Annotated in this window: 21 protein-coding genes; 14 read left to right on the forward strand and 7 right to left on the reverse strand. The window is 54.9% G+C overall.

All coding sequences use genetic code 11. The features are described 5' to 3' along the window. Positions 1-285 precede the first annotated feature (285 nt). The gene (locus tag QLG08_RS10775; protein ID WP_014606481.1) at positions 286-504 is read left to right on the forward strand and encodes a hypothetical protein; all 219 of its coding nucleotides are present in this window, start codon (positions 286-288) and stop codon (positions 502-504) included. Between the two features lie 66 nt (positions 505-570). Here the strand turns inward: QLG08_RS10775 and QLG08_RS10780 are convergent, their stop codons facing one another. Together QLG08_RS10780 and QLG08_RS10785 are read right to left on the reverse strand one after the other, a co-directional pair. Next, positions 571-1,953 carry an amidohydrolase gene (locus QLG08_RS10780; protein ID WP_282472905.1) on the reverse strand — a complete coding sequence of 461 codons (1,383 nt, stop codon included), beginning with the start codon at positions 1,951-1,953 and terminating at the stop codon, positions 571-573. Between the two features lie 91 nt (positions 1,954-2,044). After that, on the reverse strand, positions 2,045-2,905 hold the full coding sequence (locus QLG08_RS10785; protein ID WP_042677574.1) for a LysR family transcriptional regulator: 861 nt from the start codon (positions 2,903-2,905) through the stop codon (positions 2,045-2,047). Between the two features lie 86 nt (positions 2,906-2,991). Between QLG08_RS10785 and QLG08_RS10790 the strand changes: the two genes are divergently transcribed. The 5 genes from QLG08_RS10790 (at position 2,992) to QLG08_RS10810 (ending at position 8,473) form a co-directional block, all read left to right on the forward strand. After that, positions 2,992-4,155, forward strand: a complete 1,164-nt coding sequence (locus QLG08_RS10790; protein WP_133344425.1) for a cyanate transporter — start codon at positions 2,992-2,994, stop codon at positions 4,153-4,155. Positions 4,156-4,371: 216 nt separating this feature from the next. Continuing rightward, the gene (gene lldP / locus QLG08_RS10795) at positions 4,372-6,027 is read left to right on the forward strand and encodes an L-lactate permease (protein WP_210494631.1); all 1,656 of its coding nucleotides are present in this window, start codon (positions 4,372-4,374) and stop codon (positions 6,025-6,027) included. Then, entirely contained in the window at positions 6,024-6,809 is a 786-nt protein-coding gene (gene lldR, locus QLG08_RS10800) for a transcriptional regulator LldR (RefSeq protein ID WP_210494630.1), read from the forward strand. The genes lldP and lldR overlap by 4 nt, the downstream gene beginning before the upstream one ends. Then, positions 6,809-7,981, forward strand: coding sequence for an FMN-dependent L-lactate dehydrogenase LldD (lldD, locus tag QLG08_RS10805; protein WP_013024816.1), 1,173 nt, complete (start codon positions 6,809-6,811; stop codon positions 7,979-7,981). Before lldR ends, lldD begins: the two co-directional genes overlap by 1 nt. 63 nt (positions 7,982-8,044) lie before the next feature. Next, complete coding sequence (locus QLG08_RS10810; protein WP_014606475.1) at positions 8,045-8,473, forward strand: OsmC family protein; 429 nt, start codon at positions 8,045-8,047, stop codon at positions 8,471-8,473. Between the two features lie 329 nt (positions 8,474-8,802). On the opposite strand, the gene QLG08_RS10815 is transcribed toward QLG08_RS10810, so the two are convergent. Both QLG08_RS10815 and QLG08_RS10820 read right to left on the reverse strand, forming a co-directional pair. Next, positions 8,803-9,033 (reverse strand): hypothetical protein, encoded by a 231-nt coding sequence (locus QLG08_RS10815; RefSeq protein WP_014606474.1) that lies wholly within the window; start codon positions 9,031-9,033, stop codon positions 8,803-8,805. Between the two features lie 98 nt (positions 9,034-9,131). Next, the gene (locus QLG08_RS10820) at positions 9,132-9,311 is read right to left on the reverse strand and encodes a hypothetical protein (RefSeq protein ID WP_013024819.1); all 180 of its coding nucleotides are present in this window, start codon (positions 9,309-9,311) and stop codon (positions 9,132-9,134) included. A gap of 411 nt (positions 9,312-9,722) precedes the next feature. Here QLG08_RS10820 and QLG08_RS10825 point away from each other — a divergent pair, with 411 nt between their 5' ends. The 4 genes from QLG08_RS10825 to QLG08_RS10840 all read left to right on the forward strand — a co-directional run bounded on the left by QLG08_RS10825 (position 9,723) and on the right by QLG08_RS10840 (position 13,181). Then, a complete protein-coding gene (locus tag QLG08_RS10825; protein WP_015700865.1) occupies positions 9,723-10,031 on the forward strand; it encodes a PTS sugar transporter subunit IIB in 309 nt (102 codons plus the stop codon). 83 nt (positions 10,032-10,114) lie between these two features. Continuing rightward, positions 10,115-11,419, forward strand: a complete 1,305-nt coding sequence (locus QLG08_RS10830) for a PTS sugar transporter subunit IIC (protein ID WP_282472906.1) — start codon at positions 10,115-10,117, stop codon at positions 11,417-11,419. Positions 11,420-11,422: 3 nt separating this feature from the next. After that, positions 11,423-11,737, forward strand: coding sequence for a PTS lactose/cellobiose transporter subunit IIA (locus QLG08_RS10835; protein ID WP_013024822.1), 315 nt, complete (start codon positions 11,423-11,425; stop codon positions 11,735-11,737). 13 nt (positions 11,738-11,750) lie between these two features. Next, positions 11,751-13,181: a glycoside hydrolase family 1 protein gene (locus QLG08_RS10840; protein WP_282472907.1), complete on the forward strand. Its 1,431-nt coding sequence runs from the start codon at positions 11,751-11,753 to the stop codon at positions 13,179-13,181. Between the two features lie 25 nt (positions 13,182-13,206). Here the strand turns inward: QLG08_RS10840 and QLG08_RS10845 are convergent, their stop codons facing one another. Beyond that, the gene (locus tag QLG08_RS10845) at positions 13,207-14,220 is read right to left on the reverse strand and encodes a LacI family DNA-binding transcriptional regulator (protein WP_064374273.1); all 1,014 of its coding nucleotides are present in this window, start codon (positions 14,218-14,220) and stop codon (positions 13,207-13,209) included. Between the two features lie 94 nt (positions 14,221-14,314). Further along, positions 14,315-14,962: a type II CAAX endopeptidase family protein gene (locus tag QLG08_RS10850; protein ID WP_014606469.1), complete on the reverse strand. Its 648-nt coding sequence runs from the start codon at positions 14,960-14,962 to the stop codon at positions 14,315-14,317. A 520-nt stretch (positions 14,963-15,482) separates the two neighbouring features. Between QLG08_RS10850 and QLG08_RS10855 the strand changes: the two genes are divergently transcribed. Beyond that, complete coding sequence (locus tag QLG08_RS10855; protein WP_014606468.1) at positions 15,483-15,779, forward strand: I78 family peptidase inhibitor; 297 nt, start codon at positions 15,483-15,485, stop codon at positions 15,777-15,779. Positions 15,780-15,987: 208 nt separating this feature from the next. Next, the gene (locus QLG08_RS10860; protein ID WP_015700863.1) at positions 15,988-16,308 is read left to right on the forward strand and encodes a hypothetical protein; all 321 of its coding nucleotides are present in this window, start codon (positions 15,988-15,990) and stop codon (positions 16,306-16,308) included. Positions 16,309-16,320: 12 nt separating this feature from the next. Here QLG08_RS10860 and QLG08_RS10865 read toward each other — a convergent pair whose 3' ends face one another. Continuing rightward, positions 16,321-16,572: a biofilm development regulator YmgB/AriR family protein gene (locus QLG08_RS10865; protein ID WP_014606466.1), complete on the reverse strand. Its 252-nt coding sequence runs from the start codon at positions 16,570-16,572 to the stop codon at positions 16,321-16,323. 397 nt (positions 16,573-16,969) lie between these two features. On the opposite strand from QLG08_RS10865, the gene QLG08_RS10870 reads away from it, so the two are divergent. Both QLG08_RS10870 and iraP read left to right on the forward strand, forming a co-directional pair. Further along, positions 16,970-17,359, forward strand: coding sequence for a hypothetical protein (locus QLG08_RS10870; protein WP_078829200.1), 390 nt, complete (start codon positions 16,970-16,972; stop codon positions 17,357-17,359). Positions 17,360-17,504: 145 nt separating this feature from the next. Beyond that, a complete protein-coding gene (gene iraP / locus QLG08_RS10875) occupies positions 17,505-17,759 on the forward strand; it encodes an anti-adapter protein IraP (protein ID WP_013024830.1) in 255 nt (84 codons plus the stop codon). Positions 17,760-17,844 lie beyond the last annotated feature (85 nt).

A 17,844-nucleotide genomic window follows, 5' to 3' on the forward strand; every position in this document is an offset into this window, starting at 1 on the left:
AGAATAAACTGAAGATGATGTGCGTTAGGTGGATTATTTTAATGAATGACAGCGGAATACATTCGCCAGGATCGGGTCCGATAACCGTCTGACAACGTTAATAAATTCATAATCTTTTGTTTATAAGAGCGAATATTGAGTTAACCGGTGAAGCCCGTTTTTTTTACAGGGTAAATAGCATTAGTAATGTAAAAGTATTGGCTTCAGCCCCTGTAAAAATCATTGAGTAACTCCTTTATATTGAGCGACATAGATCGATATAACCACTGGCAGAGGGTTTTTTCATTGAATAATATCCCGCAGATCTTGCATGAAGACGTACTAAAAATCGTTGGTCGTGCTGTCCTGACGCTCCATCTTTATGGCGAAACCTTATCGGCAGATAAAGTTGCCTCTATGATCGGATGTTATGCAGAAGACGATCCTGTTGCCCCTGACGGCGCGCCGCTCTATGCGCTGGCGATGGAGTTAATGTCGAAAAAGAGGGAGGCTGGCCGGGCTTAACATCGCTGTGCCTGAGATGTCCGCGCCTCACTTTAGCGCCGTTGCGTAAAGTGAGGCGCATCTGCGTTAAACCTGCTGTCGCACAAACTGCGGTTTACCCCGCGAGAAACTCGCTATCACGGGCGAAATCCGTGCCACCGCTTCCGCCGAACAACTGGCCTCAACCAGCATCATGTTGGCGCTGTCGCCGATGCGCGGCCACTGGCGTTCGCCGCTGGCAGAAAGCGGAAGCACGCCATCAGTCGCAATCGCCAGCGCGCGGCTTAAAGAGAATTCATCCGATCCCCCGTACAGCTGGGCATATAAATTGGCCTTTTCCAGCATGCTGCCGGTGCCAAATGGTGACCAGTGATCGATCACGCTGTCGGTGCCCGTCATGACGTTTACCCCTGCCGCCTGCAACTGTGGCACGGGCATGGTCAGCTTGCCGATGGGCAGCGTGGAGGCAATGCTGAACTGCTGCTCGGCCAGATCGGCAATCATCTTGTCCAGCTCTGCGCCCATTAGGGTTGCCAGCGCAAAACCATGACTGACGGTGACCTTACCGCGTAACGAGGGATTATTCTGCACGGTCTTAATCATGTAGCGAATCGCCTGCACGCCAGCAGCAGAGGTTTCATGCAGATGGATATCGACACCGCGCTGGTAGTCGAGCGCAATCTGGAACATGGCATCCAGGGATTTTTCCATCGCGCCATCCACATGGGTAGGATCGAGTCCGCCAACATACTGCACGCCAGATTGCATGGCCTCGCGCATCAGCCCATCAACCTGAGAATGCAGCAATCCATGCTGGGGGAAGGCGACAATCTCACAGGGGAAATCGGGATGGTTTGCCAGCGCGGCCTGCAGATGTTCCAGGCTTTGCAGGCCGCTGACCGGATCGATATTACAATGGCTGCGCGCCCGGGTCGTGCCCATGGCGTTCAGCAGGGCGATAAGCCCTTCGGCCCGAGCCTGAGAGGTGGGCAGCAGCTGTGGAATCAGCACCTGTTCGCGGGCAATCATGTCCATAATCGTTTTGCCTTTACGCGGCCGCGGTGCCTGCCAGGGGCCGCCGTAAAAGGTTTTGTCGAGATGGATGTGCATATCCTGCGTAGACGGCAGCAGCAGGGCACCTTGCGCATCCCAAAACGGCAGTGAACGGTCACCTTGTCCGGCCGGACTGATCTGATGAAATCGACCATCGCGAAGTGTGATGTCGTAGCGCGCCGTTTTCGTCTCAACAATCTCGTCACCGTCACGTCCGAAGCCCTCTTCAAGCACTACATTACGTAAAACGTAGTGATCGGTTTGCGGCAAAGCTTTGCCAGAGGACGCGGGCGGTGCGCTGCGATTGGCGGCCATGCCCGGGGCGGTCATTCCGGCCATGATCATACTGCTGGCGGCGGTCAGGCGAACCCCCTGGCGGAGAAAGCGGCGGCGGCTGGTGGGCAAAGCGGTCTGCATCAGCGACTCCTGCGAAAGTGAGTGAGTCTTTAATCTGACAAACTGCGGCTTTCTCTGCTGGGTTGTTTTCCACTGCCTGCTATTTAAAAAATCACTGCCAGTTCAGACCGGCGAAGTCGGCCAGGGCATCCGCCAGCTGGCGCTGCAGCACATCTTCGGGCTGACGACAAAACAGTGCCAACTCAAACGTATCAATCACCGGTAAACCCTGTTGGCTATCCAGAACCCGATGCGAAGGTAAGCGACAGCTGGCCGGCAGCAGCGTTATCCCTAAGCCCTGGGCGCTGGCGGCGGAGAGTGCCACCAGGCTGGCACTGCTGTACCCAATCCGCCAGCTGCGACCGAGTAAATCCAGCGTCTGGCAGATCTCCTCCCTGTACAGCCCTAGTTGCGGAAACAACACCAGCGGAACCGGCGACTGCTCGAAGCAGGGATGCGCGGCGCTGTCCAGCCACAGCAGCGGCTCCGGGCGCGAAGCCAGTGGGCGCTCACCGTAAGGCTGCTTGATCAGCATGATATCCAGCTCTTCCCGTTGCCAGGCGCGCCGCAGTTCCACCTGCATTCCGCTCATGACATCCAGCCGCAGGTGCGGATGTTCGCGGCTGAACCGCGCCAGCAGTCCCGCTGTGGGGGCGGCGAAGTCTTCCGGAACGCCAAGGCGCAGGATGCCATCGCGCCACTTATCGCTCAGTACATCGTGGGCTTCACCGTTCAGGGCAATGATCCGGCGGGCATAGCCCAGCAGTTTTTCGCCTTCTTCGGTGATCTGCACCTGGTGGGACGAGCGTGCCAGCAGCGTTTTACCGACCATCTCTTCCAGCCGCCGCACCTGTTGGCTGACCGTCGATTGCGACAGGTGCACCCGTTCGGCGGCGCGGGTAAAGCTGGTGGTTTCGCATACGGCAACAAAGCTCAACAGCTGTTGGGGCGTAAACATGGGCTGGCGATTCATTTTTCCACTGCCTGTCATCCTGTTATTTCATTTCCAAATAGTAATCGCTGCTGTCAGGCTGACAACGTTTAATTCCAGGATCCCCTATGAAAAAAGACCCTTTTTTGATGATTGCCGCCCTGATACTGGCCGGACTGAACATGCGGCCACTGATGACATCCGTTAGTCCACTGCTGGAGCAGCTACGGGAAAGTATTGGATTATCTTCGCTGGCGGCCTCACTTCTGCCCGCGATTCCCATGATGATGATGGGGGCAATAGCCTTAGTGAGCGCCCCGCTGCTGCAACGTATCCCGCTGCGTAGGCTGCTGTGTAGCGGGCTGGCTCTGTTAGTACTGGCGCTGGCCAGCCGGTTTTTTATCGCGCAAGGCGCCTGGCTGGTGTGGAGCACGGTTCCTGGTGGTATCGGCATCGGGATTGTACAAATGGCCATGCCGGGGTTGATCCGTCAGCGCTTTACGCAGCGCAGCGCCATGATCACCGGGCTTTGGGCGGCGGCGTTAATGGGCGGCGGTGGGCTGGGCGCGGCGATGACGCCGTGGATCAGTGCGCACCTGGGCTGGCAGGGCGCGCTCAGCAGCTGGAGTGTGCCTGCGCTGCTGGCCGTCATGCTGTGGTGGAGGATCCCTGCGGCGTCCCCGTCCGGGCAGACATCAGCCGTTATGCCCTCGGTCTGGCGCAATACGCGCGCATGGACGCTGGCGCTGAGCTTTGGGTTAGTAAACGGCGGCTACGCCATCTGTGTGGCCTGGCTGCCGGATTTTTATCATCAACAGGGCTGGAGCGCACAGGCGGGCGGCGGCCTGCTGGGCGTGATGATTGCCTGTCAGGTTGCCGGTGCCCTGGTGTTTCCCCTGCTGGTGCGGGGGGCGGACAGGCGACCGCTGCTTCTGCTGACGCTGGCACTCCAGCTCTGCGGATTAACAGGCCTGCTGGTGGCACCGCTCTACCCAGCCTGGCTGTGGGCAGGGATAGCAGGCGTTGGCCTGGGCGGCGCATTTCCCCTTGCCCTGGTGCTGGCGCTGGACCACCTGGCGCATCCTCAGGCCGGGGCGCGTCTGGTGGCATTCATGCAGGGCGTCGGCTTTATTATCGCGGGCAGTATGCCGTTTCTTGCCGGGCAATTGCATGAACTTACGGGCCACTTTTCCTCTATCTGGCTGTTGCAGGGGAGCGTAACGGTCATGCTGATCGGCCTGAACCTGCGTTTTCATCCAGAAAGCTACAAACAGGCTTTTCCTGAACGGTAATTGGTCCTACCAAACCAGCAAAACGTTTTCAGCGGCTCACATAACGTTAAAAATAGTGCAGTAACTGTTGCCTAGAGTTAACAGCGGGTTAAGTATCTGTAGCAAGCAAGCGCTGATTGCCAAATTGGTAGGACCAATCGGCGCGGCTGAAGTGACAGATGCGCCACCTGGTTTGCCGATCGCGCATCGCTTTCATCCTCTTATGGAGATCATGGCATGCAGATCTGGCAGCAAAATTACGATCCGCTCAACAATATCTGGCTCTCCAGCCTGATTGCTTTGCTTCCTGTTCTGTTTTTCTTCTTTGCGTTAATCAGGTTAAAGATGAAAGGCTATCAGGCCGCCACGCTCACGGTCGTCCTTGCGCTGCTGGTCGCGCTGTTGCTGTATCGGATGCCGCTACAGCAGGCGCTGGCGTCAGCAGTTTACGGTTTTATGTACGGCCTGTGGCCCATCGCCTGGATCATCGTGGCGGCGGTTTTTGTTTATAAGATCTCGGTTAAGACAGGTCAGTTCGACATCATCCGCGCTTCCATCTTATCGATCACGCCCGATCAGCGCTTACAGATGTTGATTGTGGGGTTCTCTTTTGGCGCCTTTTTAGAAGGTGCGGCAGGTTTCGGCGCGCCGGTCGCCATCACGGCCGCGCTGCTCGTGGGGCTCGGTTTTAATCCGCTCTATGCCGCAGGCTTGTGCCTGATCGTCAATACTGCGCCCGTGGCGTTTGGCGCGATGGGGATCCCGATAGTTGTGGCGGGCCAGGTGACCGGGCTGGACAGCTTTGCCATCGGTCAGATGGCAGGCCGTCAGCTTCCGCTACTGACGATCGTCGTGCTGTTCTGGATCATGGCGATTATGGATGGCTGGCGCGGTGTCAAAGAAACCTGGCCCGCCGTGATCGTGGCGGGGGGATCGTTCGCGATTGCCCAGTTCCTCAGCTCCAACTTTCTGGGGCCGGAGCTGCCCGATATTATTTCCTCGCTCGCCTCACTCATTTCGCTGACGCTGTTTTTGCGCGTCTGGCAGCCGGTGCGCATCTTTCGCTTCAGCGAAACAGAAAGCCCGCACGCGGGCCAGCCTGTGAAGCGGCAAAAATACACGACAGGTCAGGTGGTGCGCGCCTGGATGCCGTTCCTGTTTCTGACGGCAACCGTCACGTTATGGAGCATTCCACCTTTTAAAGCGCTGTTCGCAAAAGGCGGGGCCTTAGCGGAATCGGTGCTCAGCCTCCCTGTGCCTGGCCTTGATGGCTGGGTAACCAGAATGCCGCCGGTGGTCGCGCAGCCCAGTAGCTGGCCGGCCATTTTTAAACTCGACCTGCTCTCGGCAACCGGTACGGCTATTCTGGTTGCCGCCCTCGTGGCTATCATCTTCCTGAAGATGAAGCCCCGGACTGCGGTAGTGACCTTTGCTGAAACCCTGAAAGAGCTCATGTTGCCCATCTACTCCATCGGGATGGTGTTGGCGTTTGCTTTTATCTCTAACTACTCCGGCCTCTCTGCCACGCTGGCGCTGGCATTGGCCCACACCGGCCATGCGTTTACCTTCTTCTCGCCTTTCCTGGGCTGGCTCGGCGTGTTTCTGACCGGCTCGGATACGTCATCGAATGCCCTGTTTGCCGCCTTGCAGGCGACGACCGCGCAGCAGATCGGCGTTTCCGATATCCTGCTGGTGGCGGCAAATACCACCGGGGGCGTGACCGGTAAGATGATCTCGCCGCAGTCGATAGCCATTGCCTGTGCCGCCGTCGGGCTGGTAGGCAGGGAGTCGGATTTGTTCCGTTTTACCGTCAAGCACAGCCTGATATTTACCTGCCTGGTGGGCATCATTACCACGTTTCAGGCTTACGTTTTTCCCTGGATGATCCCATGACACCAAACTTACTGCCGTCCGCCGATCCGCTGCGGGTTCGCCTCCAACAGTATATTCACGACCATCAGCTTGAGCCCGGCATGCGTTTGCCTGCCGAGCGCCAGTTGGCTGCGGCGCTTGGCGTCTCGCGCTCGTCGCTGCGCGAAGCTATTCAGCAGCTTATCAGCAGCGGAATATTGACGAGCCGACGCGGCGACGGCACCTGGCTGCGTCAGCCCCAGGAGCCCTGGTCTGAACATCGCATTGTTGAGCCGATTCGTCAGCTGTTGGCCAACGATCCGGATTACCGCTATGACATTCTGGAAGCGCGCCACGCGATTGAAGCCAGCACCGCATGGCATGCGGCACTTCGGGCAACAGAGTCAGATAAGGAACGACTGCAGTACGCTTTTGACGCCACGCTGGCGTTGAAGGAGAGCGACGTTCCCCATCTGGCCGGTCAGGCCGATCTGCGCTTTCACCTCGCTATCGCGGAAGCCTCGCATAACGTGGTGCTGCTACAAACCATGCGCGGATTTTTTGATTTGCTGCAGTCCTCGATGTTGCACAGCCGCAGGTTGATGTACACCAGCCCGACGATTTTCGACCGCCTCACCGTTCAGCACAGGGCAATGCTTGACGCCATTTTACTGGGTGATGCCGAGGCCGCCCGCTTAGCGGCGATGGATCATCTTGGTTTTGTTCATACCACGATGAAAACGCTTGATGAAGACGAAGCCAGACAGGCGCGTATTACGCGTTTACCAGGCCATCACCTGGACAACCACAAGGAGAAACGCTGATGATCATTTCTGCCGCCAGTGACTACCGCGCCGCTGCACAACGTATTTTGCCGCCTTTCCTGTTTCACTATCTGGATGGCGGGGCTTATGCGGAGCACACACTCCAGCGCAACGTCGCCGATCTTTCGGAGGTGGCGCTGCGCCAGCGCATCCTGCGCAACATGTCCGAACTCAGTCTCGAAACCACCCTGTTTAATGAAACGCTGTCCATGCCGGTGGCGCTGGCACCGGTCGGGCTGTGTGGCATGTATGCTCGTCGGGGCGAAGTGCAGGCTGCTCGCGCCGCCGCAGGCAAAGGCATTCCTTTCACGCTGTCCACCGTCTCTGTGTGTCCTATTGAAGAGGTGGCGCCGCAGATCAATCGCCCTATGTGGTTCCAGCTCTATGTGCTGCGGGACAGAGGCTTCATGCGTAATGCCCTGGAGCGGGCCAAAGCGGCAGGCTGCTCTACGCTGGTGTTTACCGTGGACATGCCGACGCCGGGCGCGCGTTATCGCGATGCGCATTCGGGCATGAGCGGTGAAAATGCCGCACTGCGGCGATACTGGCAGGCCATCACCCATCCAAAGTGGGCACTGGATGTAGGATTACAGGGCAGGCCGCACGATCTGGGGAATATCTCCACCTATCTCGGCAAGCCTACCGGCCTGGAGGACTATATTGGCTGGCTGGCGAAGAACTTTGATCCTTCCATTTCCTGGCAGGATCTGGAGTGGATTCGTGATTTCTGGGATGGCCCGATGGTGATCAAAGGCATTCTGGACCCTGAGGACGCCCGTGACGCGGTGCGCTTTGGCGCTGACGGTATCGTGGTTTCTAACCATGGCGGACGCCAGCTGGACGGCGTGCTGTCCTCGGCCCGTGCCTTACCTGCGATTGCGGATGCGGTCAAAGGCGATATCACGATCCTTGCCGACAGCGGTATTCGTAATGGACTGGATGTGGTGCGTATGATTGCGTTGGGCGCAGACAGCGTCCTGCTGGGGCGCGCCTTTATCTATGCGCTGGCGACACAGGGACAGCGCGGCGTTGAGCATTTACTGACGCTGATTGAAAAAGAGATGAAAGTCGCGATGACCTTAACCGGCGCGAAGCGCATTGCCGATATCACCCAGGCTTCGCTGGTGCAGGCAAATGCGCTCCTGCAGGAAGCCAATCTGCGTCCGGCATAGTCGCCCGCTGCGAAATCAGATGCGTTGTCTATACTTACCTTCTTTACCAACAGGAGGAATGACATGACCATTCATAAGAAAGGCTCGGCGCATTGGGAAGGCGATATTAAAGGCAAAGGCACAGTCAGCACCGAGAGCGGCGTACTGAACCAACAGCCCTACGGCTTTAACACCCGCTTTGAAGGACAAAAAGGCACTAACCCAGAAGAGCTGATTGGTGCGGCACATGCGGCCTGTTTCTCTATGGCGCTGTCGCTGATGTTGGGTAACGCAGGCCATAAGCCTGAAAGCATCGATACCACTGCAGACGTCTCGCTGGATAAAAAAGGTGAAGGCTTCGCGATCACCAAAATCGCCTTAACCAGCACCGTCTCTCTGCCGGGCATTGATAACGACACCTTTGATGAAATCATCAATAAAGCCAAAGCAGGCTGTCCGGTTTCTCAGGTGCTGAATGCAGAAATCACGCTCGACTACACACTGAACAACTGACGACGATCCTGCGTCACTTTTCGTGATGCAATCGGTCGTGATGTCATCAGTGATCGTGCCGAATTCAGATGCGCCTGCGGGCGCATCTTCGTGTGCTGCATCCAATCGTCGCAGGGGCAGGCGGTTCTGCAAAACACGGGAAAAGGCGGTTCGTCTTGCCAGTAACGCGTGACGTACTGTTGTCGAATGAGGGGACAGCGATAATATGCGCATGAAATCGTGGCTTTCTCGCCACAAGCTTGGTGTGCTGCTAATGGTGGTACTGCTGCTGGAGTTACTCTACTTTCTGCTTACCGCATCCTGGTTTCCCTGGAACGCCACCTGACACGTCAGGCATACATCTCTTCTCCACGCTTAGTCCGCACGTCGCTGCGCGCAATACGGTAAGCCTTACCGGGATCGCCCGCCACAAATTCAAATGTTGGCGAATAGTAGAACGGAAGCCAGCCGCCATAGGCGCTTTCCCATTCCCAGCGTACCGGACAGGGCCACAGAATGCCTTCATACAAAATGTAATAAACCCAACGCCCAGTTGGACGGCGGGGACGACTACTTTTCATGGGATTCACGACTGTGTTGGTGTAAAACAGCTTATATTTTGAACGCTAAACGGCATCCTTGCAATGTTGTCTGCCTGTTTTTGTGTCCTTGCACCTGTTCAGTTATCTGAACGATGCACTTCACCACAAAGCAGCACCACGTTTGGGCGGACTTTATGAATGCGGTTTGCCATGACTTCACAGGCGGCTTTCGTTGGATAGATGCGCTCCGACACCGGCAACGCTTCACAGGCATCATGTCCACAGGCGCTCACCAACAATACAAAACCAATCAACATAACCGACTCCTTCTCCCGGTTCGCACATCACGAAATGGATGAGTGTTCCTTTTTTATAAAACCAGTATAGCTAATTGCCGTCGGGGCACTCATCACGCTGGACGGTATCGGATTGCTCTGACGCATTATAAGGCTTGCGCGCCTGAACAGCAGTGAAATCTTATTGTTAACAGCACGCGCAGCCACGTCGTCGCGTTAATTTCTGACGCCGCAACCCCATCGATTTTTATCTCTGCCGTGGCGATGTTCAGGGTCAGAAAATGATCGCGCCTGTTGAAGGTTTTATTGCTCAACAGCGATGCCGGTACGTTTTGATATTTCTCACACTTCTGACATGCAAATCTGAAACCGGTTGCAGAAAATCTTTACCCTGTGTATTCGTTAATCATTCATCACACGGAGGAATTAACAATGCCAAAGATTTTGCTGTGCTGCGCCGCCGGAATGTCCACCAGTATGGTGGTGCAGAAAATGGAAAAAGCCGCTAAAGAACAAGGCATAGCGGTAGAGATAAAAGCTGTGGGAATTGAAGAGTTTACTGATCTTATTGCCGACTATGACTGCTGCCTGCTGGGGCCGCAGATTAAATATAAGCTGGCGGATTTTGAGCCTGTCGCCCAACAACACAGTAAACCCATCGCAGTGATTAACAGCATGGATTACGGAATGATGAAGGGTGAAAAGATATTAAGTGATGCACTTAAGCTTATTCATCCCTGATGAGTAAGAAACTGAAAAATATATCGCAGGCCTGTATTTGCCTGTGCAGCGTTATTCTCGTTTTCCTGAGCAGGAGTTAAGGGATGAGCCGCTTAAGCGAATCGTTATTCGGCGTTATCGAAAACCGCATCAGTCCGCTGGCGGGGCGCCTCTCCAGCCAGCGCCACGTCATCGCCATCCGCGATGGATTTATTGCCTCAATGCCGTTTCTGATTGTGGGTTCCTTCATGCTGCTGTTTGCGCATCCTCCTTTTTCGGCAGACAGCAGTTGGGCCTTCGCACAGTGGTGGCTCGGCATGGTCAAGGCACATGAAGAACAAATCATGATGCCGTACAACATGACGATGGGCATTATGGCGCTCTATATCGCCAGTGCTATCGCCTACAACCTGGCAAACAGCTATAAGATGAACGGCTTTATGGCGGCCAGCCTGTCGCTGATGGCGTTTCTGGTCGTGGCCGCACCGCAAACGGGCAAAATGCTGCCGGTAGGATCGCTGGGCGGGGAGGGGATTTTTACCGCCATTCTGGTCGCGCTTTTTGCCACGGAGCTGATGCACTTTTTGCAGAAACACAACATCGGCTTTAAATTACCCGAACAGGTGCCGCCGAAAATTCGTCAGTCCTTTGACCTGCTCATTCCCATCATTACCATTTTTATTACCTTATTTCCGCTTAGCCTGTGGGTACAGGCACAGTTTGACATGCTGCTGCCGCAGGCTATCATGGCGATCTTCTCTCCGATCATCTCCGCCTCGGATTCACTGCCCGCCGTGCTGGTCGCCGTCCTGCTGTGCCACCTGTTGTGGTTCGCAGGCATTCACGGTGCCGTGATTGTCGGCGGGATTTTGCAGGCCTTCTGGCTGACCAATCTCGGCCTGAACCAGCAGGCACTGAATGCGGGTGAGCCTGTCAGCCATGTGTTTATCGAACCCTTTTGGCAGTTTTTTATCGTAATTGGCGGTTCCGGTTCCACCATGGGGCTGGTATTACTTTATTTGCGAAGCCAGTCTGCCCATCTGCGCTCCATTGGCAAACTCAGCATCGTGCCCAGTATGTTCAACATCAACGAGCCGGTTATTTTTGGCTCGCCCGTCGTCATGAACCCCATTCTGTTTATTCCCTTCGTTCTTGCTCCCTTGGTCAATGCCGTCATTGCCTGGGTCGCCACTAAAACCAATCTGATTAACCACGTCATCTCGCTGGCACCGTGGACCACGCCCGCCCCAATTGGTGCGGCCTGGTCAACCGGCTGGGACTGGCGCGTCATCGTGCTGATTACCGTGCTGGTGACGATTGCCACGTTGATTTACTACCCGTTTTTTAAAATGTACGAGCGTCAACTGCTGCAGCAGGAACTGAGCGCAGCACAACCGGTAAAGGAGTAATGCATGGAAATCGATGAAAGCACGGTAATCGAACTGATTATCCAGGCGGGCGAAGCGCGCTCCTGCTCGATGGAAGCGTTGCGTGCGGCCCGCCAGCAAAACTGGGAACGAGCAGACAGCATGCTGACCGCCGCGACGGCGGCGGCAAAGGCGGCGCATCAGATACAGACCCGGCTCATCGGTGCTGATGAGGGCAGCGGAAAAATCCCGGTCAACCTGATTATGGTTCACGCCCAGGATCACCTGATGAACGCGATGCTTTGCCGCGAGCTGGCAGAAGAAATTATTCAACTGCGTCGGGAGCTTGCCGCACGTTAAAAAAGGAGATTTTATGCAACATTCGACACTGACCGCATTTCCGGACGGTTTTCTCTGGGGCGCCTCGACCTCGGCATATCAGGTGGAGGGCGGATGGGATGCAGATGGTAAAGGGCCGTCGGTTATTGACAAAGCCACGTTCAGCCAGACAATTACGGATTTTACCGTTTGCAGTGACCACTACCACCGCTTTAAAGAGGATATCGCCCTGCTGGCGGAAATGGGACTAAAAACCTACCGCTTCTCCATCGCCTGGAGCCGTCTTTACCCGGAAGGCGACGGCGCGTTAAACGAGGCGGGCGTGGCCTTTTACCAGCAGTTAATTGATGAGATTTGCCGGCACGGTATTACACCGCTGGTCACGCTTTATCACTTCGATCTGCCCTGGGCCCTGCAGCAGGACGGAGGCTGGTCTTCTCGCCGCACGGTAGCGGCATTTGAACGTTTTGCCATTACCTGTTTTGAGCAGTTTGGCAGCCAGGTCAAATACTGGCTGACCATCAACGAACAGAACATGATGATCCTGAAAGGCGACGTGATCGGGACGTTACCGCCTGGCACCGCCGATCCACAGAAAACCCTGTATCAGCAAAATCACCACATGATGCTGGCGCAGGCAAAGGCGATGATTGCCTGCCACGAACGCTTGCCAGACGCTAAAATTGGCCCGGCACCGAATATTTCCTGCGTCTATGCGGCAAGCTCGCGGCCAGAGGATGTGCTGGCGGCGGACAATTTCTCTGCAATCCGTAACTGGCTTTATCTGGATTTAGCCGTTCACGGGCGCTACAACCCTGTGGTATGGGCTTTCTTAAAACAACGCGGCTGGCTTCCGACGATCGAGGATGAGGATATGGCCATCATCGCTGCCGGTCAGCCCGATTTTATCGCCTTTAACTATTATGCTTCGGCCACCGTCGGGGCAGAGGGCGAACATCATGACCCCGACAGTCGGCCCCATGCCGATCAGCAAATGGCCGGCATCGACCGCTCCGTCTACGTGGGCTGTAATAATCCGCATCTGCAGCAAAATCAGTTTGGCTGGTATATCGATCCGGTGGGCTTTCGCATCACCGCGCGCCAGATTTATGCACGTTATGCCTTGCCGCTCATCGTTACCGAAAATGGCTTAGGGGCGTTTGATACCCTGGCGGCCGACAACAAGGTGCATGATGATTACCGTATCGACTATCTGCGTGAGCATATCGCTCAGCTGCAGCTGGCCATTGCCGATGGCGTCGAGCTGTTCGGTTATTGCCCGTGGTCTGCTATTGATCTGGTAAGTACCCATCAGGGCATCAGCAAACGTTACGGATTTATTTATGTGAACCGCGATGAAAAAGCGTTAAAGGACCTGGCACGCTACCGCAAAAAAAGCTTCTTTTGGTATCAGAAGCTGATTCGCAGTAACGGCGCAACGCTGAACGCGTCGGTGGACTACTAAGACCGCGCGGCAGGGATGCCGCGACTTACCGCTTATGAGGCCCGTCCGCGACCGAGGCGCGCTCAATCAGATGTCCACTAAAGGGCGGCAAGGCTTCCACCTCCTGACCTTCCAGCATGGCGACCAGCTGCGCCAGCGTGTGCTGAATCATTTCTGCGACCGGCACATGCACGGTGGTCAGCGGCGGCAGGAAAAACTCGGCCATACGGATATCATCAAATCCCAGCAGAGAAACATCCTGTGGCAGCCGTTTTCCCGCGGCATGAAGCGCCAGCGCGGCCCCGATTGCCATGTCATCGTTACTCGCCATCAGGGCGCTGAATGTCACGCCCGCGTCCAGCAGCTGCTTTGCCGCCGCCATCCCACTGGCCGGCGTCCACGCGCCCTGCACGATGCAGGCCCTGTCCGCAAGCCCCTGCTCAGCCAGGGCCTGCTCATAACCTGCCAGGCGAGCGGCAGCGGTAGGGGAACCCGTCATACCACGAATAAAGGCAATGTCGTGATGCCCGCGCGCGATCAGATAACGCGTCGCCTGAAAGGTATTGTGCTGATGTGTAGCCCAGACACAGTGGGCCGGATGACGCGGCAGCTGGCGATTCACCACCATAATTGGGATTTCGTGCTGCTCGATAATGGCATCCAGTGCCTCGGTGTCCAGAAAGCGGGGATAGATAATGATCGCGTCACAGCGCAGGTCGAGCAGAAACTCAATAGCGGCGCGCTCGTCGTCCGCGCAGGTTTTGCCATCAGCCAGAATTAACTGGCGACCGTAGTTATTGGTCAGGGTGGCAGCCTGAAACAGCAGCTCGCTGAAGTAGGGGCCGTTAAAAAGCGAGTGGGTAACAATTAAGCCAATATTTTGGGACTTTTGCGTGGCCAGGCTGCGCGCCAGCAGATTGGGGCGATAACCGGTTTCGGCAATGGCCTGATAGACCTTTTGCTGCGTACTTTTACTGACGTAACGATTTCCCGCCAGCACGCGCGAGACGGTGGCTTTAGAAACTCCGGCCTTGCGGGCCACATCCAGCATGGTAATCATTGGCTTACAGACCATCCATCCCTGCGGTTAAAAAAGGATACTAGCTGATTTTTCGCAGGTTATTGACGGAGGGGCAATAAAAAAATGAAGCCTGTCAGGCGAAATACCAGGCGGGCAGGATAGCAATCAGGTTGTTCAGCGTATGCAGAAAGACCGGCAAGGCCAGCGAATTGCTGCGCAGGCGGGCATAGCAAAGCAGCAGAGAGAAGAGCGTCAGCGCTACCACGGTTTCCCAGTGAACATACTGCGTATGCATCAGTGCAAAGAGCAGGGAGGTCAGTAGCATGCAGGCAAAACGGCTGTTGGGTGCCCAGAGCAGAAAGCCCTGCAACAAAAAGCCGCGAAACAGCACTTCTTCAAATACCGGGGCCAGCAAGACGGCGGTGAGCAACAGGATAAGCATCGAGCTGCGTCCCTGCTGCGTTTGCGCGACCAGCCAGCCTTCAGGTTGTAAGTACTGGGTTTGCGCCGCCATTAAAATAAACAGGGCGCCAATAAAAAGTAACGTCTGACCTGAGCGTAAAAAGCCCAATGGAATATCCGTACGACGCTGGCAGTAGAACCGATACAGCGGATAGATGACCGCAAACTCGAACAGGCAGAGTACAGGCACCAGCAAACCGTCATTACGCAGAATACCGTAATTCGGAAACAGGGTAATCAGCATGGTAACGAGGTAATAGACAACAAAGCTGCCGACATAAAACAGTGTCAGCGTCACTCTGTCGGAATTGGTGTTCATAGGCGACCCAGCCAGCGATGATAAACGCATAGTAGCAACGCGTCGGATCGCTGTCGAGAGAGCGTACGATACAATATTTTTTGTTCAACGCCGTCAGGGCGTTATGCCGGTTTGATGTGCATGGATTCAGGGGGCAAACCCACCGTCAGAGAGGGTTGCAACAGGCTGCCAGACGCTTGCGCTGCAGCCTGAAAAAAAGACGTGCAGCACCAAGGGCATGATGACTGGCTAGCGGATGCTGACCGCGATCAGGGTCAACAAGAGGGCAAAGCTAATAAAAAGGATCAGTTCCACTCGCGCTTCCTCAATAACTCATCGTGTCATGGGGGAGTCCGCAAATACTATCAGAGGCTTCTCGCGGTAATTTTAGCCAGCAAGTGCGATTCATCTGTCAATAACCGCATTCCCTAGCATTTAATCCCTGGTATTGTGCGGTAAGTTTGATTTTAGCGGTTCATACCTGCTGACAGGCTTGTTACTCTTCGGAGTCAGGTTTTACACGTCCATGAGGAGAAAACACGTGAATCATTATGGAAAAGCGCTGGTGGCCGCCGGTTTTTTACTGCTTACGGGCTGCCAGTCGGCCACACAATCCGACAAGGCCGCCGTGCCGCTGGATGCGCAGGCGGACAGCTGTGGCGCATCTCAGTACCAACACTTTGTGGGCAAGCCGTTGTCTGCCATCGATAATCAGCGTTTCACGCAAAAAGTGCGTGCCATCCCGTGGAATTCAGCGGTAACGATGGACTTTAATTTCACCCGTCTGAACTTTATGGCCGACAAAAGCGGTAATATCAGCCGTGTCTATTGCGGTTAAGTGGCAAATAAACAGCGCATTGTCATAGAGTTGTCATGGCGTCAGGCGAAGATAACGCCTGTACCCTGTGGATAGGCGATAACCGTTATCGATCGGTTCAATCAACAGGGTAAGGATTTCCTCGTTACATCAATATGCAATGCTCGTCTTGTTTATTCCCGCTCAGGCGGGAATTTTTTTCTGGTTAAGCCCGAAGAAGGAGCAACGCATGGAATATTTCCAGAGGATTTCAGTCTTATTTTTGCTGCTGGTCAGCCCGGTTGCCCTGGCTTCAAGCCCGGAGGCATGGCAGAAAAGCCAGCAGGTGATGCGGCAGGCGTGCATCAACGCCAGCACCTTAAGCAAGGTAAAAGTACTGGGTCAGGTTGTTGAGTACGATGACAGCGTAGGCTACAGCGCGTTACTGCTTGAAGGGCTCTATCCGCAGAAGCACATGAAAAACCGCCGGGGACGAGAGCTTTGCCTGTTTCAGCGCAGCAGCGGTCGGGCCAGCGTAAGCGAGGCCAACCAGTACCGGCTGGCGAAGTAAGTTAACAGCGGCTCACTCGTGGGGCCGCGCCTCCATCAGCCGGGCTAACAGGGCACGATAGCGTTGCAGGCGTTGCTCATCCCCTTCAAATTCCAGCTTGTTGATCACGCGTGCGATAACGGCTTTATTGGTCGTGGGCTGTCCGGCTTCCATCAGTTCCCGCATAATAACGGCCAGCAAATCCGACTCTGGCGGGACATTCCAGTCCGGGCTGTTGAAATAATCGGTGATAGCACGGCTGGCGCTGTTAGATTGCACTCTCATTCTCCATCTCCGCAAACAGACAGCCCGCCCGGTACGCGAATGCGCAGCAGGCAGAGTCAGGTGAGTTAGTGGCTCCCGATATGCACGGCAAGGGTTTAATCGGGCGCATTACGTTGATCAGAACGACCCACGTCCCGCACGAATCTGGCGGTTTTTTAAACATAGGTCTGCCGTTACGTCTTGTCAGTAACAACCTGAAATATTTTTCAAATGTGATGAGTGATTTTCAAATAATGCCGCCAGGTTACGTCAGGGTTTTAGCACGTAGTTAACTGATTAATAGATTTATTATTACCGCAGATAAAACCCGGGGCAGAGGCAAAAAAATCGTGCTTACCTCGGGAAACGTCGCCCGACACACGCGTAGTGTGGAGAGGGAATCTGCAGGGTTCGTGGCATGCGACTGCGGGATCTGACCTTTCGAGAGGCGGTGACGCTGAAAGATTTCCTGCCCTGTCTTTCCGTGGCCAGAGAAGCGTCAGATACGCTTTGCCAGTTAAGAGCAGAACGTGCTGGCAACAAAAACAAGGCATTTATCGACGCTTACCATGATGACAAATCCGTGGCCAGAGAAGCGTCAGATACGCTTTGCCAGTTAAGTGCAGAACGTGCTGGCAGCAAAAACAAGGCATTTATCGACGCTTACCATGATGACAAATCCGTGGCCAGAGAAGCGTCTGATACGCTTTGCCAGTTAAGAGCAGAACGTGCTGGCAACAAAAACAGGGCATTTATCGACGCTTACCATGATGACAAAATGGTTACGCCTCGCTTGTCAGTAGAATAAAAACGTTTCGCTCATAATAAATGAAATAAGATAACACCGCCCCCGCGCTGTTATTTTAATGTACTGATAAACAGAATAAAAAATTCCTTTGTTTTTATTCTGGCGGGTGATATTTTTTTCTTCACCCTGCTGAAGAGGCACCGGCATGAAAAATCTGATTGCTGAGCTATTAATTACGCTGGCAGAAAAAGAAGAGGCGTCTAAAGAGCAGGTCGTGCAGATCGAAGCGCTGGAACTTGTGATCACCGCAATGCTGCGCATGATGCCGCCTGAGCAGCATCAGTCCCTCGTTAACAGCATTGATACGGCCATGATTCATGCCGAAGTGGATCACAACGATCACAATGCCGCGTTATTAAAAAACGCTGTCACCCGATTACTTCACCGGCCCCACAGCTGAAATCACGCCGATCACCAGAATAAAATTGCGATCTCTGTATTATTCCAAAGCAAAAGTCGTCTGATTCTTTTCTGGCATGCCAGAA

Origin of the sequence: Pantoea sp. V106_11 (genome assembly GCF_029967885.1) — a bacterium.
In the GTDB taxonomy this organism is placed as follows: Bacteria; Pseudomonadota; Gammaproteobacteria; order Enterobacterales; family Enterobacteriaceae; genus Pantoea; species Pantoea ananatis.

Excerpts from the sequence above, each read along its gene's own strand:
- QLG08_RS10780 (WP_282472905.1), bottom strand. The coding sequence starts at position 1,953 with ATGCAGACCGCTTTGCCCACCAGCCGCCGCCGCTTTCTCCGCCAGGGG.
- QLG08_RS10785 (WP_042677574.1), bottom strand. The coding sequence starts at position 2,905 with ATGAATCGCCAGCCCATGTTTACGCCCCAACAGCTGTTGAGCTTTGTT.
- QLG08_RS10790 (WP_133344425.1), top strand. The coding sequence starts at position 2,992 with ATGAAAAAAGACCCTTTTTTGATGATTGCCGCCCTGATACTGGCCGGA.
- lldP (WP_210494631.1), top strand. The coding sequence starts at position 4,372 with ATGCAGATCTGGCAGCAAAATTACGATCCGCTCAACAATATCTGGCTC.
- lldR (WP_210494630.1), top strand. The coding sequence starts at position 6,024 with ATGACACCAAACTTACTGCCGTCCGCCGATCCGCTGCGGGTTCGCCTC.
- lldD (WP_013024816.1), top strand. The coding sequence starts at position 6,809 with ATGATCATTTCTGCCGCCAGTGACTACCGCGCCGCTGCACAACGTATT.
- QLG08_RS10810 (WP_014606475.1), top strand. The coding sequence starts at position 8,045 with ATGACCATTCATAAGAAAGGCTCGGCGCATTGGGAAGGCGATATTAAA.
- QLG08_RS10815 (WP_014606474.1), bottom strand. The coding sequence starts at position 9,033 with ATGAAAAGTAGTCGTCCCCGCCGTCCAACTGGGCGTTGGGTTTATTAC.
- QLG08_RS10820 (WP_013024819.1), bottom strand. The coding sequence starts at position 9,311 with ATGTTGATTGGTTTTGTATTGTTGGTGAGCGCCTGTGGACATGATGCC.
- QLG08_RS10825 (WP_015700865.1), top strand. The coding sequence starts at position 9,723 with ATGCCAAAGATTTTGCTGTGCTGCGCCGCCGGAATGTCCACCAGTATG.
- QLG08_RS10830 (WP_282472906.1), top strand. The coding sequence starts at position 10,115 with ATGAGCCGCTTAAGCGAATCGTTATTCGGCGTTATCGAAAACCGCATC.
- QLG08_RS10835 (WP_013024822.1), top strand. The coding sequence starts at position 11,423 with ATGGAAATCGATGAAAGCACGGTAATCGAACTGATTATCCAGGCGGGC.
- QLG08_RS10840 (WP_282472907.1), top strand. The coding sequence starts at position 11,751 with ATGCAACATTCGACACTGACCGCATTTCCGGACGGTTTTCTCTGGGGC.
- QLG08_RS10845 (WP_064374273.1), bottom strand. The coding sequence starts at position 14,220 with ATGATTACCATGCTGGATGTGGCCCGCAAGGCCGGAGTTTCTAAAGCC.
- QLG08_RS10850 (WP_014606469.1), bottom strand. The coding sequence starts at position 14,962 with ATGAACACCAATTCCGACAGAGTGACGCTGACACTGTTTTATGTCGGC.
- QLG08_RS10860 (WP_015700863.1), top strand. The coding sequence starts at position 15,988 with ATGGAATATTTCCAGAGGATTTCAGTCTTATTTTTGCTGCTGGTCAGC.
- QLG08_RS10865 (WP_014606466.1), bottom strand. The coding sequence starts at position 16,572 with ATGAGAGTGCAATCTAACAGCGCCAGCCGTGCTATCACCGATTATTTC.
- QLG08_RS10870 (WP_078829200.1), top strand. The coding sequence starts at position 16,970 with ATGCGACTGCGGGATCTGACCTTTCGAGAGGCGGTGACGCTGAAAGAT.
- iraP (WP_013024830.1), top strand. The coding sequence starts at position 17,505 with ATGAAAAATCTGATTGCTGAGCTATTAATTACGCTGGCAGAAAAAGAA.